We start from the raw sequence: 16,597 nt of genomic DNA, 5'->3' as shown, positions 1-16,597 counted from the left end.
TCTCCGCGCCCGCTCCTGTGGGGAGGTCGGGTCAGGCCAGCAGCTCCACCTCCGCGAGCGTCGCCGCGCCGTCGAGGACCAGACGGTAGTGCGCGTACGCACCCGGGTGTGCCACCGAGAACGCCCGCGTCTGCTTGTCCCACGCGAAGGACTCGCCGGAACGCCGGTCGAGATCAGTCCACTTGGTGCCGTCGGACGAGCCCTGAAGGACCCAGCCGGCCGGAGCCTTCGTGTGGTCCCCGGAGGACGTCAGGGTGTACTGGACGCCCTTGGCGGAGGCGGCCGTCGGCAGGTCCACCGTCGTGACGGTGGCGTCCGTCGCCGAGGTGTTGTCGAAGAGCGCGCCCTCACCCTTCAGGACGTCCGCCCGCGGTGCGGGCACCTTGTCGTCCTTGGTGATCGACACGGGTGCCGCGTTCCTGCCGCTGCCCCACGAGGACGGCTTGGAACCCATGTCGAACTCCAGCACGCCGCCACGGGAGATGAGCGAGTGCGGGAGCGAGGTGGAGTTCCACTTCTTGCCGTTGAACCGCACGCCCTGCACGTACACGTTCTTCGCACTGTTCCTGGGCGCCTTGACGACCAGGTCCCGGCCGTTCTCCAGATGGACCGTCGCCTTGGTGAACAGCGGTGAGCCGATGGCGTATTCACCACTGCCCATCACCAGCGGATAGAAGCCGAGCGAGGAGAAGAGGTACCAGGCCGACTGCTCGCCGTTGTCCTCGTCGCCGTGGTAGCCCTGCCCTATCTCACTGCCGGTGTACAGCCGGGAGAGGACCTCACGGACGTCCTTCTGCGTCTTCCACGGCTGGCCGGCCGCGTCGTACATGTAGGTGACGTGGTGGGCCACCTGGTTGGAGTGCCCGTACATGCCCATCCGTACGTCGCGGGCCTCGGTCATCTCGTGGATGACCCCGCCGTAGGACCCCACGACGTCCTGCGAGGCCGTCTCGGGAGTGGCGAAGTACGTGTCGAGCTTCTGGCCCAGCGCGTCCTGGCCGCCGTACAGATTGGCCAGGCCCCGCGAGTCCTGGGGCGCGGTGAACGCGTACCCCCAGCCGTTCGTCTCGGTGTAGTCGTACCCCCACACGCGCGGGTCGTACTTCGCCGAGTCGACGCGCCAGTCGCCCTGCGCGTCACGGCCCTGGAAGAACCCGGCCTTCTTGTCGAAGAGGTTCACGTAGTCCTGGGCGCGGTTGAGGAAGTACGCGGACTCCTCCTTGTAGCGCTTCTTGCCGGTCTTCTTGTAGAGGGCCTCGCCCATCTTGGCGATGCCGTAGTCGTTGACGTAGCCCTCCATGGCCCAGGAGAAGCCCTCGCCCGTCGCGGTGGACGTGTAGCCGAGGAAGGGGGAGGTCGTCATGCCCTTGCGGCCCACACCGGAGGCCGGCGGGACGACCGTCGCGTTCTTCACCGCGGCGTCGTAGGCCGCTGCCGCGTCGAAGTGCACACCCTTCACGTACGCGTCCGCGAACGCCACGTCGGAGGAGGTCCCGGTCATCAGGTCCGCGTAGCCGGGGGAGGACCAGCGCGAGGTCCAGCCGCCGTCCTTGTACTGCTGCACGAACCCGTCAACCATCTCACCCGCCTGACTGGGCGTCAGGAGAGAGTACGCCGGCCAGGTCGTCCGGTAGGTGTCCCAGAAGCCGTTGTTGACGTACACCTTGCCGTCGACGATCTTCGCGCCGGTGTGGGTCGGGGTGTCCTGGCCCGGCATCGGGGAGAACGGCGACGCGTACTGGTACTTCGAACCGACCTTCTCGAAGCCGGAGTTGGGGTACAGGTAGAGCCGGTACATGCTGGAGTACAGCGTCGTGAGCTGGTCGGGAGTGGCGCCCTGGACCTCGACCTTGCCCAGCAGCTTGTCCCACTGCTTCTGGGCCCGTGCCTTCACGGTGCCGAAGGACGTGCCGTCGGGGATCTCCTGGCGCAGGTTGTCCTTGGCCTGGTCGACGCTGATGAGCGAGGTGGCCAGACGCAGCGTGACACTGTGGTCGGCACCGGGCTTGAACTTCAGATAGCCCTTGACCCCGGACGAGGCGCCGTCCGTCACCGCCGCGTCGAAGACCCCGTACACGAAGAGCCGGGTCGCGCCCGTCGACAGCCCCGACTTCACGTCGGAGTAGCCGGTGACCACGCCGTTCTCCTTGTCGAGGGTCAGCCCCGCCTGCTCGGTCACGTTGTCGAAGACCACGCTCGCGTCCGCGCCCGGATAGGTGAAGCGCAGCGCCGCCGCGTGGTCCGTCGGGGCCATCTCCGCCTTGAGCCCGTTCTCGAAGGTCACCCCGTAGTAGTACGGGCGGGCGGTCTCGTTCTCGTGCCTGAAGGCCAGCGCGCGGGCGGTGCGCGAGGTGTCCGGGGTGCCGGACGCGGCCGAGGGCATCACCTGGAAGGTCTGCCGGTCGCCCATCCACGGGCTCGGCTCATGGCTGGCGCTGAACGCCTCGATGGTCGGCAGGTTGTCCGCGTTGTTCGCACGTGCGTAGTCGTACAGCCAGCTCAGCGAACCCGCGTTGGTCACCGGGGTCCAGAAGTTGAAACCGTGCGGCACGGCCGTCGCCGGGAAGTTGTTGCCGCGCGAGAATCCGCCGCTGGAGTTGGTGCCACGGGTGGTCAGCGCGTAGTCCGACAGATGCGCCTTGGGCTTCTCGCGCGCGACGGTCTTGAGCGAGACGTCGTCCAGCCAGCCACGGAACTTGGCCGGGCCCTTCGCGGAGTCGTAGCCGAGCAGGATCCGGTCGACCGTCTTCCCGGCGGCGACGGAGCCGATCCGCGAGGCGACGTCGTTCCACTGGTTGACGTAAAGGATCTTGGCCGCGCCCTGTCCCTGCGGCGTGAGCGCGAACCCGTGCTGGTCGACCGGGTCGAGGTCGCTCAGATAGGTGCCGTCCGTGAACGCCAGGTCCACCGACACGTTCGTGGCGTCGTAGTCCCGGTCACCGTCGGCCATCGACGGGAAGATCCGGTACGCCAGTTCGGTGTCGCGCCCGACGGCCACGTTCACGTCGAAGATCTTGTTGTACGAGTACGCCCGGCCGTCCGCCTGGTGCGTGCCCGCGTAGCGCAGGGCCCGTTTGCCGGTGAAGCCGGCGCCCGCCTTCGCGGTGGGGGAGCCGCTGGGCCCGCGGTCCACCAGCGAGAGCATGTCCTTGGGCGTCGGGTCGTCGGTGCCACCGGTGGAGAACTGGACATCCGCGAGCTGGAGGATGTCCCCACTGTGGTTCTTCGTGATGTCGAGCCTGAAGTGCTGGTACTCCACGGGGCTCGCGATGTCGTACGACTTGGTCTGGAAGCGCTCGCCGAACGACTGGTCCGAGCGGGTGTCGAGGGTCTTCCAGTCCTTGCCGTCCGTGGAGCCCTGCAGCGTCCAGTCGCTGGGGTCGCGCTCGTCGTGGTCGTTGGCCGACGTGAGCGCGTAGGTGACCACCTTCACGGGGGCGTCGAGGTCGAACTCCGCCCAGCCGGTGGGCTCGAAGGTCAGCCACTTGCTGCTCGACTCACCGTCGACGAGGTTCTCCTTCACCTCACCGGAGCCCGTGTTCTCGTCGCTGGCGCGGACGTCCGTGACGTGGTCGGTGACGTTCCCGGGGATGCCCGTGCTGTACCCGCCGTCGACACCGGACGACCGCTTTTTGCCGTCGGGTCCCGTGTCTACGGTATTGATCCAGTCCGGCGCGGGATCGCCCGATTCGAATGAGGAGGTGAACTGCCGGTCGGCGGAGACCGCTTGGGCCGGAAGGGCAACCGCGGTGCCCTGCGAGGCCACGATCAGAGAAAGCGCTGCCACCCCCATTGTCATCGAGGAACTCCACCTCGGCCGGGCCGAGGAACTTTGTCTGTATCGAGCTCCGTGCTGCATCCGCGAGGACCCTCCCTGCTGTTTTGGCGCGTTCACCTCGGGGCGTTCCAGCGGGATTCGGGAGTGCGGCCGCGCTCGGCCCTCCGGGCCTGCGTGTACTCGCTCTTCCGATACCGGCGCGCCCCTTCGACTCACCCGCGTGCGCGTGGACAACGTTGTCAATTCTGCTGCGCAAGGACCAGTAGGGAGTCAAGTTGTCAGCGATGTCAAGGGTGTTGGATGTGGCATCCGGGGAGAAAGTCGCGTAGAGGGGTGCGCATTACTCGCATGGTGGGAGATTGACGCCGTGTCGATCTTCTGCCGGGGAGGGGTCGGTCGCCCCATATTTCCGGGAGGTCTCAACTCGGAAAAGACCCACGGGCAAACCTGCATTCGATCTTGCTCAGCTGGCGGGAAGTGGACTATACCTGTCGGCATCCGCCCAGTCGTTCGACGGCCGCGGACAGGCATGTACCAGGGGGAATCGGGCGTCGGCGGCCGTTTACAAGGGCAGGGATCGCCGCGTTGACCCACTGAATCCCTCATGCACGACCCCAGCTTGACCTAACCGCGGTGCCGGGGAGGATCCGGTTCACCGCCTGAGTCCTGGAGAAGGCGAGGACTTGAGCATGGGATCCACTTCCGCCGAGAACAGCAGCCCCGAAGGTGTCGGCCGGCGCGATCTGATCAAGCGGTCGGCCGCACTCGGTCTGATCTCCGTACCCACGATGAGCTTCCTGTCCGCGTGTGCGAGCGGCGGAGGCGACGACAACTCCGGCGACAAGGGCAAGGAGAAGGGCAAGACCAGCAAGACCAACCCCTTCGGTGTGGAAAAGGGCGGAAAGCTCGACGTCGTCGTCTTCAAGGGCGGCTACGGCGACGACTACGCCAAGGCCTGGGAAGCCGCCTTCGACAAGAAGTGGGGCACCACCAGCGCCCACACCGGCACCCAGGAGATCACCGGCAAGCTCCAGCCGCGCTTCAACGGCGGCAACCCGCCGGACATCGTCGACGACTCGGGCGCCCAGCAGATCAAGCTGGACGTGCTCTACAAGAACGGCAACCTGCTCGACCTGGCCGCGGTCCTCGACGCTCCGTCGATCGACGACCCGTCCAAGAAGGTCCGCGACACCCTCATCCCGGGCACGCTCGACCCGGGCCTGCAGGGCGGCAAGGTGGTGTCCCTCAACTACATCTACACGGTGTGGGGCCTGTGGTACTCGGGCAAGTTCTTCAAGGAGAAGGGCTGGGAGGTCCCGAAGACCTGGGACGACTTCCTCGCCATCTGCAAGGACGCCAAGTCGCAGGGCATCGGCGGCCTCGCCCACCAGGGCAAGTTCCCGTACTACATCAACGTCGCCATCATGGACCTGATCGCCAAGCAGGGCGGTCTGGACGCCATGAAGGCGATCGACAACCTCGACCCTAAGGCGTTCGTCGGCAGCGACGCGGCGGCGGCGGCCATCGACGCGATCTACGAGGTCGTCGAGAAGGGCTACCTCATGCCGGGCACCAACGCCCTGACGCACACGGAGTCCCAGACCCGCTGGAACCAGTACAAGGCCGCGTTCATCACCTGTGGCTCCTGGCTGGAGAACGAGCAGCTGAAGCAGACCCCCACCGACTTCGACATGAAGTTCATGCCGATGCCCAGCCTGTCCGGGGACAAGCTGCCGTTCGAGGCGATCCGGGCCGGCTCGGGCGAGCCCTTCATCATCCCCGCGAAGGCCGGAAACCTGCCCGGGGCGCAGGAGTTCATGCGCTCCATGCTCTCCAAGGAGTGGTCGACGCTCTTCGCGCAGAAGGCCAACTCGCTCACCATCGTCAAGGACGGTGTCAACGCCGGCGTCACGCTGCGACCGGGTACGCAGTCGACCGTCGAGGCCTCGAAGGCAGCGGGTGACAACACCTTCAACTACCTGTACCCCAACTGGTACAGCGAGATGGACGTCTCCATTCAGAACGCGTCCAACGAGCTGATGGCCAAGCGAATTCAGCCGAAGGAATGGCTGAAGCGCGCCCAGGCCGCCGTCGACAAGGCCGCCAAGGACCCGGCGTCCAAGAAGAACCACCGCGACTGATCACGCACACCCGGAACACCAGGGGCAGGATGCCATGCGAAAAGGGCAGTACCGGTTCGTCGCGGGGTTTCTCCTCGCACCTTTGGCGCTGTATCTGATCTTCGTGATCTGGCCTTACGTACAGACCATCGGTTACTCCTTCACCGACTGGAAGGGCCAGTCCCAGACGTTCAGTTTCGTCGGCCTGGACAATTACAAGGCGTTGTTCCAGGACGACGTGTTCATGGGCGCCATCTGGCACAACATCCTGTTCCTGGTGTTCATCCCGGTGATCACCATTCTGCTCGCCCTGTTCTTCGCCTTCATGGTGAACGCGGGTGGCCGGGGCCGCGCCGGCGGTGTGCAGGGCGTCGCCGGATCCGGCTTCTACAAGATCGTCTATTTCTTCCCGCAGGTGCTGTCCCTCGCCATCGTCGCGGTGCTCTTCGGGGCGCTCTACCGCAGTGACAGCGGCGGTCTGCTCAACGGAATCCTGATCAAGCTCGGTCTGGAGAACGCGAACAATCCGATCGAGTGGATGAACGAGCCCGACCTGGTGCTCTGGTGCCTGATGGCGGTCGTCGTCTGGCACGGCGTGGGCTTCTACCTGGTGCTGTTCTCCGCGGCCATGCAGTCCGTCCCGCGGGACATCTACGAGGCCGCGCTGCTCGACGGCGCGAGCCGCACGCACACCTTCTTCCGGGTCACCCTCCCGCTGCTGTGGGACACCGTGCAGACCGCCTGGGTCTATCTCGGCATCATCGCGATGGACATGTTCGTCCTGGTCTCGACCATGACCCAGGGAACGGGGTACGGCGGCGGACCCGACCACCACAGCGAGGTCATGGCGAACGTCATGATGCGCAACTTCCTCTACTACGGGAAGAGCGGCTACGCCTGCGCCATGGGCGTCATCATGCTCCTTCTCACCCTGGTCCTGTCCGTGGTCACGCTGCGCGCCACCCGCCGCGAGCGCATCGAGTTCTGAGCGGGAGACAGACGACTATGAGCGCACCCATCACCGAGCCGACGAAGGTCGGCGGCGCCGGCGTACCCCCGCAGCGGACGGTCAGGAAGACACCGCCGCGTCCGGGCGACCGGCGCAGCGAGGGCCTGACCCTCAATGTCTTCTCGCACGGGTTCCTCGTCCTGTGGGCCGTGCTGATCATCCTGCCGCTGCTCTGGCTGGTCCTGAGCTCCTTCAAGACCGACGCGCAGATCGGCGGTTCGGCCCTGGGCTGGCCCTCGCACTGGCAGTTGGACGTCTTCCGGCGGGCCTGGAACAAGGGCATCGGCGACTACTTCGCGAACACCCTGATCGTGCTGGTGTTCTCGGTCCCGCTGACGATGCTCCTGGGCTCCATGGCCGCCTACGTCCTGGCCCGCTACGAGTTCCCGGGCAACCGGATCGTGTACTACTTCTTCGTCGGCGGGGCCATGTTCCCCGTCTTCCTCGCCCTGGTGCCGCTGTTCTTCATGGTCAAGCGTCTCGACATGTTGAACACGTACCAGGGGCTGATCCTGGTGTACGTCGCCTACTCGATGCCGTTCACCGTCTTCTTCATGCACTCGTTCTTCCGGACGCTGCCCACGGCGGTCTTCGAGGCGGCGGTGCTGGACGGGGCCTCGCACTCCCGGGCGTTCTTCCAGGTCATGCTGCCGATGGCCAAGCCCGGTCTGCTGAGTGTGGGCATCTTCAACGTGCTGGGCCAGTGGAACCAGTACATCCTGCCGTCCGTGCTGATGCAGCCGCAGACCAGTTCCGATCCGGAGCGATATGTCCTGACCCAGGGGCTCATCCAGCTCCAGCAGCAGCAGGGGTACGCGACCGACCTGCCCGTGCTCTTCGCGGGCGTGACCATCGCGATGGTGCCCATGCTGATCGTCTACCTGTCCTTCCAGCGGCAGGTCCAGGCGGGCCTCACCTCGGCGACGCTCAAGTAACGATCCGGTCCTTTCCCGCACCCGCCACCCCCGACCCGGGGGTGGCGGGTGCGTGTCGGGGCGGTAACGGAAACGGAACGGGGCTTGTCGTCGCCGATTTCCCTCAAGGACTTGACTGCGGTAACCCGTTCAGCGGAGCTTGGAGTTCACAACTTGTAAGTGACCCGGGTTCCACTGCTGTGACCCGGATCACACGGGCGGCATCGGGGCCGTCCGGCTGAGGGCAGGAGTGGATGAGTCGATGGAGACTCCGGGGTCGCAGTCGTCGCTGCACCGAGCCAATCTGGAGCGCGTCGTGCGAGCGGTGCGCCTTGCCGGATCGCTCACGCAAGCGGAGATCGCGAGGACGACGGGCCTGTCCGCCGCGACCGTTTCCAATATCGTCCGGGAGCTGAAGGACAGCGGAACGGTCGAGGTCACACCCACTTCGGCGGGTGGCCGCAGGGCCCGCAGCGTGTCCCTGAGCGGCGACGCCGGCATCGTCATCGGAGTCGACTTCGGCCATACGCATCTGCGCGTCGCGATCGGCAACCTCGCGCACCAGGTGCTGGCCGAGGAGTCGGAGCCGCTGGACGTGGACGCCTCGGCCGCGCAGGGCTTCGACCGGGCGGAAGAGCTGGTCAGCCGCCTGATCGCGGTGACCGGAGTGGACCGTACCAAGATCGCCGGTGTGGGGCTCGGGGTGCCCGGCCCGATCGACGTCGAGTCGGGGACCCTGGGGTCCACCTCGATCCTGCCGGGCTGGACCGGCGCGCGGCCCGCCGAGGAGCTGCGGGGGCGGCTCGGCGTGCCCGTGCACGTGGACAACGACGCCAATCTGGGCGCGCTCGGGGAACTGGTCTGGGGCAGCGGCCGCGGGGTCAGGGACCTGGCGTACATCAAGGTCGCGAGCGGTGTCGGCGCCGGTCTGGTGATCAGCGGCAAGATCTACCGCGGGCCGGGCGGCACGGCGGGTGAAATAGGGCACATCACCCTCGACGAATCCGGCCCCGTCTGCCGCTGCGGCAACCGGGGCTGCCTGGAGACCTTCACCGCTGCCCGGTACGTGCTGCCGCTCCTGCAGTCCAGTCACGGCACCGACCTGACCATGGAGGGCGTGGTCAGGCTGGCGCGGGACGGTGACCCGGGCTGCCGGCGCGTGATCGCCGATGTCGGACGTCACATCGGGAGCGGTGTGGCGAATCTCTGCAATCTGCTCAACCCGAGCCGGGTGGTGCTCGGCGGAGATCTCGCCGAGGCCGGGGAACTCGTCCTGGGGCCCATCAGGGAGTCTGTGGGACGCTATGCGATCCCCAGTGCCGCCCGCCAACTGTCCGTGCTTCCAGGGGCACTTGGCGGCCGCGCGGAGGTTCTCGGGGCGCTCGCGCTCGCGCTCAGCGAGATGGGCGATTCGACCCTTTTGGACGGATCACTGTCCGCAGTTACCCCTGCCTTCACTTAGAGAACGCATGGCACCGTTGCCATCTCGTTAAGTATTTACTTCTTGACGTCGCACGTGTGGCCGAGTTGACTTCCAGCCACCTCGGCCGCAACGACGCGGCCTCGTCAGGGAGGTTTCTGAAGTGAACACGCGTATGCGTCGTGCCGCCGTTGCCGTTGCCGCTGGTGCGATGGCCGTCTCGCTGGCCGCCTGTGGCAGTGCCAAGGAGTCCAGCGACAAGAGCGACAGCTCTAGCTCCGCCAAGAAGGGCGACGCGATCAAGGTCGGTCTGCTGCTTCCCGAGAACCAGACCGCGCGTTACGAGAAGTTCGACAAGCCCCTGATCGAGAAGAAGATCAAGGAGCTCACGAACAACAAGGGCGAGGTCGTCTACGCCAACGCCAAGCAGGACGCCAGCACGCAGAACCAGCAGGTCGACACGATGGTCACCAACAAGGTGGACGTCCTGATCGTCGACGCTGTGGACGCCGCGGCCATCAAGAGCTCGGTCCAGAAGGCCAAGGACGCCGGCATCCCGGTCGTGGCCTACGACCGCCTCGCGCAGGGTCCGATCGACGCCTACACCTCGTTCGACAACACGACGGTCGGCAAGACCCAGGGCCAGGCCCTTCTCGACGCCCTCGGCGCCAAGGCCAAGTCCGGCAAGATCGTGATGATGAACGGCTCGTCCACCGACCCGAACGCCGCCCAGTTCAAGGCCGGAGCCCACTCCGTCCTCGACGGCAAGGTGAACGTCGGCAAGGAGTACGACACCAAGGACTGGAAGCCGGAGAACGCCAACGCCAACATGGAGGGCGCCATCACCGCCCTCGGCAAGAAGAACATCGTCGGCGTCTACTCCGCCAACGACGGCATGGCCGGCGGTATCATCACCGCCCTCAAGGCCGCCGGCATCTCCGTCCCGGTCACCGGCCAGGACGCCGAGCTCGCCGGTGTGCAGCGCATCCTCGCGGGTGAGCAGTTCATGAGCGTCTACAAGCCGTACGCCCCCGAGGCCGACGCCGCCGCCGAGATGGCCGTCGCGCTCGCCCAGGGCAAGTCGCTCTCCACGGTCGCCAAGGACAAGGTCGACAGCCCCACCACGAAGGCCGTCCCCTCGGTGCTCGTCCCGGTCACCTCGCTGACCAAGGACAACATCAAGGACACCGTCATCAAGGACGGCGTCTACACGGTCAGCGACATCTGCACGAGCGCCTACAAGGCGAAGTGCGACGCGCTCGGCATCAAGTAAGCCGCCGCAGGTATCCCACCGCGTAAGGGAATTCGGACCTGAATTCCCTTACCGGACCTGCGTGATCTAGAACTCCTCCGGCGCCCCGCATCCATCAGCCCCGCAAAGCTAGGGCGGGGCGCCGGACGGAACACTCCACAAACTTCTGCACAACCTCCCGCCGGGTCAGGCGGCGAAGGAGATGGTTCACGTGTCCGCTACGCCTGTTCTGGCGTTGCGCGGGGTCTCCAAGCGATTCGGTGCCGTCCAGGCGCTCACCGATGTCGAGCTTGAGGTCCACGCCGGCGAAGTGGTCGCCCTGGTGGGCGACAACGGTGCCGGAAAGTCCACACTGGTGAAGACGATCGCCGGTGTGCACCCCATCGATGAAGGCGCCATCGAGTGGGACGGCAAGGCCGTCCACATCAACAAGCCGCAGGACGCCCAGGGCCTCGGTATCGCGACCGTCTACCAGGACCTCGCGCTCTGCGACAACATCGACGTCGTCGGCAACCTCTACCTGGGCCGGGAGCTGAAGAAGCGCGGCATCCTGGACGAGGTCGAGATGGAGCGCCGCTCGCGCGAGCTGCTGGACACGCTGTCCATCCGCATTCCCAGCGTCCGTATCCCGATCGCCTCGCTCTCCGGCGGTCAGCGCCAGACCGTGGCGATCGCCCGTTCGATGCTCGGCGAGCCCAAGCTCGTCATCCTCGACGAGCCCACCGCGGCCCTCGGTGTCGAGCAGACCGCCCAGGTCCTCGACCTGGTCGAGCGGCTGCGCGAGCGCGGCCACGCGGTCATCCTCATCAGCCACAACATGGCGGACGTCAAGGCCGTGGCCGACAAGGTCGCCGTTCTGCGCCTCGGGCGCAACAACGGCATCTTCGAGGTCAAGTCGACCTCGCAGGAAGAGATCATCTCCGCCATCACGGGCGCCACGGAGAACGCCGTGACCCGTCGTGCGGCGCGCAGCAATGGGGAGGCTCAGAAGTGAGCATCGACAAGACCTCTGAGACCCCCGAGGACCACGCCGTGGAGAACCCCGAGGCGGCCGCCGCGGCGGTCACCGTGGTCGACCCCCGGCTCCTCGTCCGCGAGCAGGGCCTCGCGGGTTACGTGACCGAGTTCAAGCGCAAGATGAAGGCCGGCGACCTCGGCTCGATGCCGGTCGTCATCGGTCTCATCATCATCTGGATCATCTTCCAGAGCCTGAACTCCAACTTCCTCACCGCGGGCAACCTGTCCGACATCTCCGTCGCCATGGTCGGCACGGGCATGATCGCGGTCGGTATCGTCTTCGTCCTGCTGCTCGGCGAGATCGACCTGTCGGTCGGCTCGGTCTCCGGTGTCGCGGGCGCGGCCTTCGCGGTCCTGAACGTCACGCACGGGATGAACGAATGGCTGGCCTTCGTGCTCGCCATCCTCACCGGCACGGTCGCCGGCGCGATCCACGGCTTCGTCTTCGCGCGCATCGGTGTGCCGGCCTTCGCTGTCACCCTGGCCGGTCTGCTGTTCTGGAACGGCTTCATGCTCCAGATCCTCGGCAGCAGCGGCACCATCAACCTGGACAGCGAGGGCCTCGTGGCCAAGCTGACCAGCTACTACTTCACCGATGTGGCCGCCGCCTACGTGCTCGCCATCGGCGTCACCGCGGTGTTCTTCCTGATGTCCTTCTACGGCAACAAGCGCCGTGAGGCCGCGGGCGTGCCGTCGCGGCCGCTGAGCGAGACGATTCTGCGCACCGCGCTGCTGGCGGTCGTGGCCTTCGCCGTGGCGATCACCTACAACCAGTACAAGGGTCTCCCGCTGGCCGTGGTGATCTTCATCGCGGTGCTGCTGGTCACGGACTTCGTGCTGCGCCGTACCGCGTACGGCCGGAAGATCTTCGCGCTCGGTGGCAGCGTCGAGGCCTCCCGTCGTGCCGGTATCAACGTCGAGATGGTCCGGATCTCGGTCTTCGCGATCTCCGGCACCTTCGCCGCCATCGGCGGTCTGTTCATCGCCTCGAAGATCGCCTCCGCCAACCAGGGCGCGGGCGGCGGTGACCTGCTGATGAACGCCATCGCGGCGGCCGTCATCGGTGGCACCAGCCTCTTCGGTGGCCGTGGCCGCACCTGGAACGCGCTGCTCGGTGTGCTGGTCATCGTCTCGATCCAGTACGGCCTGGCCCTGCAGGGCATCGCCTCGCCGGTCCAGTACATGATCACCGGTGGTGTGCTGCTCGCCACCGTCGTCATCGACGCGGTGACCCGCAAGACCCAGAAGTCGGCCGGGCGCGCGTAGCGGCTGACGGGGAGGGCCCGACGACGCGGCCCTCCCGGACAAGTGCCCGGCACCAGTGGATGGTGCCGGGCACTGTCGTGTCCGCACCCGGGTACTCCGAACGGGTGACATGGACCCCCGGGGCCGGGCGCCGGTCGAAAAGGCGGAACATTAGACTCGACAAGCCCGGCAAAGCTCGAACAGCTCTACCTGCAAGGAGGCACGGGTGCCGCTGCTGACCCGCATCACGGGACCGCGCGATCTGGACCGGCTCAGCCTGGAGCAGCTGGACCAGCTGGCCGGCGAGATCAGGACCTTTCTCGTCGACGCGGTCTCGAAGACCGGCGGCCACCTCGGCCCCAACCTCGGTGTCGTGGAGCTCACCATCGCGCTGCACCGCGTCTTCGAGTCGCCCAAGGACAGGGTGCTGTGGGACACCGGTCACCAGTCCTACGTCCACAAGCTGCTCACCGGCCGGCAGGACTTCTCGAAGCTGAAGATGAAGGGCGGCCTGTCCGGCTACCCCTCGCAGGGCGAGTCCGAGCACGACGTGATCGAGAACTCGCACGCCTCGACGGTCCTCGGCTGGGCCGACGGCCTGGCGAAGGCCAACGAGGTGCTCGGCAGGAACGACCACGTGGTCGCCGTCATCGGTGACGGCGCGCTCACCGGCGGCATGGCCTGGGAGGCGCTGAACAACATCGCGGACGCCAAGGACCGCCCGCTGGTGATCGTCGTCAACGACAACGAGCGTTCGTACGCCCCGACGATCGGCGGCCTCGCGAACCACCTGGCGACCCTGCGCACCACGGACGGCTACGAGCGCTTCCTCGCCCGCGGCAAGGACCTCCTGGAGCGCACGCCGGTCGTCGGCAAGCCGCTCTACGAGACCCTGCACGGCGCGAAGAAGGGCCTCAAGGACTTCATCGCCCCGCAGGGCATGTTCGAGGACCTCGGCCTGAAGTACGTCGGCCCGATCGACGGCCACGACATCGAGGCCCTGGAGTCGGCGCTCGCCCGAGCCAAGCGCTTCGGCGGCCCGGTCATCGTGCACTGCCTCACCGAGAAGGGCCGCGGCTACCAGCCCGCCCTGCAGGACGAGGCGGACCGCTTCCACGCCGTCGGCAAGATCCACCCCGACACGGGTCTGCCGATCGCCTCCTCCGGCGCCGACTGGACCTCCGTCTTCGGCGAGGAGATGGTCAGGCTCGGCCAGGAGCGCAAGGACATCGTCGCCATCACGGCCGCCATGCTCCAGCCGGTCGGCCTCGACAAGTTCGCCAAGGCCTTCCCCAAGCGGGTGTACGACGTCGGCATCGCCGAGCAGCACGCCGCCGTCTCCGCGGCGGGCCTCGCCACCGGCGGTCTGCACCCCGTCTTCGCCGTCTACGCGACCTTCCTCAACCGCGCCTTCGACCAGGTCCTGATGGACGTGGCCCTGCACAAGTGCGGTGTCACCTTCGTCCTGGACCGCGCGGGCGTCACCGGCACCGACGGCGCCTCCCACAACGGCATGTGGGACATGTCGATCCTCCAGGTCGTCCCCGGCCTCCGGCTCGCCGCACCGCGCGACGCCGACCAGGTCCGCGCCCAGCTGCGCGAGGCCGTCGAGGTCGACGACGCGCCGACGGTGGTCCGCTTCTCCAAGGGCGCGGTCGGCCCGGCCGTGCCCGCCGTGGGCCGGATCGGCGGCATGGACGTCCTGCGCGAGGCCGGCACCGACATCCCGGACGTGCTCCTCGTCTCGGTCGGCGCGCTCGCGCCGATGTGCCTGGAGATCGCCGGTCTCCTCGACAAGCAGGGCATCACCACGACCGTCGTCGACCCGCGCTGGGTCAAGCCGGTCGACGAGGCCATGGCGCCGCTCGCCGAGCAGCACCGGGTGGTCGTCACCGTCGAGGACAACTCCCGCGTCGGCGGTGTCGGTTCGTCGATCGCGCAGGCCCTGCGCGACGCGGGCGTCGACGTCCCGCTGCGCGACTTCGGCATCCCGCCGCGCTTCCTCGACCACGCCTCCCGGGCCGAGGTCATGACGGAGATCGGCCTGACCGCTCCGGACATCGCCCGCCAGGTCACCGGCCTCGTCGCCAAGCTCGACGGGCGTTTCGAGCGCACCGCCGCGCACGCCGTGGACTCGGTGGAACCCGCGCGCGACTGACGCGCCGGACACAGGCCCATCGGGCCGGTTCCAGCACCCTGTACGGGTGGTGGAACCGGCCCGTTCGCGTGAACCCGTCCGCGCCGGGGCATGCGCCGTACACGCCCCCTCGATCATGTCGAGGACGTCAAGCGTGGAGGTAGGCCCGTGAGCAGCAACCTCTTCAGGACCAAGAAGATCGAACAGTCGATCCTGGACACCGAGGAGCCGGAGCACGCACTCAGGAAGTCGCTGTCCGCTCTGGACCTCACCGTCTTCGGCGTCGGTGTCATCATCGGCACCGGCATCTTCGTCCTCACCGGCAAGGTCGCCAAGGAGAACGCGGGGCCCGGGGTCTCGCTGGCGTTCATCGTGGCGGGCGTCGTCTGCGGCCTGGCCGCGCTGTGCTACGCGGAGTTCGCGTCCACGGTCCCGGTGGCGGGGTCCGCGTACACCTTCTCGTACGCCTCGCTCGGCGAACTGCCCGCCTGGATCATCGGCTGGGACCTGGTGCTGGAGTTCGCGCTCGGCACGGCGGTGGTGGCGGTCGGCTGGTCCGGGTACGTGCGCTCACTGCTGGACAACGCCGGCTGGCATCTGCCCGACTACCTCGGCGGGCGCGACGGGGCCACCGGGTTCGGGTTCGACGTGCTCGCCGCCGCGCTGGTACTGGTGCTCACCGCGATCCTGGTCATCGGCGTGAAGCTGTCCGCCCGGGTCACCACGGTCGTGGTCGCCGTCAAGGTCACCGTGGTCCTGATCGTGATCGTCGCGGGCGCCTTCTTCGTCGTCGGCGACAACTACGAGCCCTTCATCCCCAAGGCACGGGCACAGGAGGCGGGCAGCAGCCTCAAGGCCCCGCTCATCCAGCTCCTGTCCGGCTACACACCCACGAACTTCGGCGTGATGGGCATCTTCACGGCCGCCTCCGTCGTCTTCTTCGCCTTCATCGGCTTCGACGTCGTGGCCACCGCCGCCGAGGAGACCAGGAATCCGCAGCGGGACATGCCGCGCGGCATCCTCGGCTCCCTGTTCATCTGCACCGCGCTCTACGTCGCCGTGTCGATCGTCGTCACGGGCATGCAGAAGTACACCCGGCTGTCGATCGACGCCCCGCTCGCCGACGCCTTCAAGGCGACCGGGCACCCCTGGTACGCGGGCGTGATCAGCTTCGGCGCCGCCGTCGGACTGACCACGGTCTGCATGATCTTGCTCCTCGGACAGACCCGCGTCTTCTTCGCGATGAGCCGCGACGGGCTGCTGCCGCGGTTCTTCTCCCGCGTCCACCCGAGGTTCCGCACCCCGCACCGGCCGACCATCCTGCTGGGCGTGATCATCGCGATCCTCGCGGGCTTCACGAGCCTGAGCGAACTGGCCGAACTGGTCAACATCGGCACGCTCTTCGCCTTCGTCGTCGTCGCGACCGGCGTCATCATCCTCCGCCACACCCGCCCCGACCTGCACCGCGCCTTCCGTACCCCGCTGGTGCCGCTGGTCCCGGCGCTGTCGGTGCTCGCCTCGCTGTGGCTGATGCTGAACCTGCCCACGGAGACCTGGCTGCGGTTCCTGATCTGGATGGCGATCGGCTGCGTCGTCTACTTCCTGTACGGACGCTCGCACAGCCGTCTCGGGCTGCAGCGGAAGGCCACGGAGGGCGAGGCAGGGAAGGCGCCGGGATCCCACGGACCCTGACCGGCCCGCCAAG

General features: G+C 67.2%; 10 protein-coding genes. 9 read left to right on the top strand and 1 reads right to left on the bottom strand.

All coding sequences use genetic code 11. From position 1 onward, the window contains the following. Positions 1-31: 31 nt before the first annotated feature. A complete protein-coding gene (locus OG199_RS12375) occupies positions 32-3,799 on the bottom strand; it encodes a GH92 family glycosyl hydrolase (RefSeq protein ID WP_405829508.1) in 3,768 nt (1,255 codons plus the stop codon). A gap of 668 nt (positions 3,800-4,467) precedes the next feature. Between OG199_RS12375 and ngcE the strand changes: the two genes are divergently transcribed. The 9 genes from ngcE to OG199_RS12330 all read left to right on the top strand — a co-directional run bounded on the left by ngcE (position 4,468) and on the right by OG199_RS12330 (position 16,584). Further along, on the top strand, positions 4,468-5,919 hold the full coding sequence (gene ngcE / locus OG199_RS12370) for an N-acetylglucosamine/diacetylchitobiose ABC transporter substrate-binding protein (protein WP_356798692.1): 1,452 nt from the start codon (positions 4,468-4,470) through the stop codon (positions 5,917-5,919). 34 nt (positions 5,920-5,953) lie between these two features. Further along, positions 5,954-6,886, top strand: a complete 933-nt coding sequence (locus OG199_RS12365) for a carbohydrate ABC transporter permease (RefSeq protein ID WP_266702432.1) — start codon at positions 5,954-5,956, stop codon at positions 6,884-6,886. Positions 6,887-6,903: 17 nt separating this feature from the next. Continuing rightward, the gene (locus tag OG199_RS12360; RefSeq protein WP_266702434.1) at positions 6,904-7,842 is read left to right on the top strand and encodes a carbohydrate ABC transporter permease; all 939 of its coding nucleotides are present in this window, start codon (positions 6,904-6,906) and stop codon (positions 7,840-7,842) included. Between the two features lie 241 nt (positions 7,843-8,083). Further along, on the top strand, positions 8,084-9,283 hold the full coding sequence (locus tag OG199_RS12355) for an ROK family transcriptional regulator (RefSeq protein WP_153288098.1): 1,200 nt from the start codon (positions 8,084-8,086) through the stop codon (positions 9,281-9,283). Between the two features lie 133 nt (positions 9,284-9,416). After that, positions 9,417-10,514, top strand: a complete 1,098-nt coding sequence (locus OG199_RS12350) for a substrate-binding domain-containing protein (RefSeq protein ID WP_356798704.1) — start codon at positions 9,417-9,419, stop codon at positions 10,512-10,514. 181 nt (positions 10,515-10,695) lie between these two features. Continuing rightward, complete coding sequence (locus OG199_RS12345) at positions 10,696-11,487, top strand: ATP-binding cassette domain-containing protein (RefSeq protein ID WP_060899984.1); 792 nt, start codon at positions 10,696-10,698, stop codon at positions 11,485-11,487. Continuing rightward, positions 11,484-12,776 carry a sugar ABC transporter permease gene (locus tag OG199_RS12340; protein ID WP_405829504.1) on the top strand — a complete coding sequence of 431 codons (1,293 nt, stop codon included), beginning with the start codon at positions 11,484-11,486 and terminating at the stop codon, positions 12,774-12,776. The genes OG199_RS12345 and OG199_RS12340 overlap by 4 nt, the downstream gene beginning before the upstream one ends. Before the next feature lie 205 nt (positions 12,777-12,981). Continuing rightward, a complete protein-coding gene (dxs, locus tag OG199_RS12335) occupies positions 12,982-14,913 on the top strand; it encodes a 1-deoxy-D-xylulose-5-phosphate synthase (protein ID WP_356798685.1) in 1,932 nt (643 codons plus the stop codon). A 147-nt stretch (positions 14,914-15,060) separates the two neighbouring features. Continuing rightward, the gene (locus tag OG199_RS12330; RefSeq protein ID WP_401801352.1) at positions 15,061-16,584 is read left to right on the top strand and encodes an amino acid permease; all 1,524 of its coding nucleotides are present in this window, start codon (positions 15,061-15,063) and stop codon (positions 16,582-16,584) included. Positions 16,585-16,597 lie beyond the last annotated feature (13 nt).

The sequence above is a fragment of the Streptomyces sp. NBC_01176 genome (assembly GCF_045039825.1).
In the GTDB taxonomy this organism is placed as follows: Bacteria; Actinomycetota; Actinomycetes; order Streptomycetales; family Streptomycetaceae; genus Streptomyces.
The sequence above is the reverse complement of the archived record's forward strand: the minus strand, read 5'-3'. Positions and strand labels throughout refer to the sequence as shown.

Coding starts and splice junctions, on each gene's coding strand:
- OG199_RS12375 (WP_405829508.1), bottom strand. CDS start 3,799: ATGACAATGGGGGTGGCAGCGCTTTCTCTGATCGTGGCCTCGCAGGGC.
- ngcE (WP_356798692.1), top strand. CDS start 4,468: ATGGGATCCACTTCCGCCGAGAACAGCAGCCCCGAAGGTGTCGGCCGG.
- OG199_RS12365 (WP_266702432.1), top strand. CDS start 5,954: ATGCGAAAAGGGCAGTACCGGTTCGTCGCGGGGTTTCTCCTCGCACCT.
- OG199_RS12360 (WP_266702434.1), top strand. CDS start 6,904: ATGAGCGCACCCATCACCGAGCCGACGAAGGTCGGCGGCGCCGGCGTA.
- OG199_RS12355 (WP_153288098.1), top strand. CDS start 8,084: ATGGAGACTCCGGGGTCGCAGTCGTCGCTGCACCGAGCCAATCTGGAG.
- OG199_RS12350 (WP_356798704.1), top strand. CDS start 9,417: ATGCGTCGTGCCGCCGTTGCCGTTGCCGCTGGTGCGATGGCCGTCTCG.
- OG199_RS12345 (WP_060899984.1), top strand. CDS start 10,696: ATGGTTCACGTGTCCGCTACGCCTGTTCTGGCGTTGCGCGGGGTCTCC.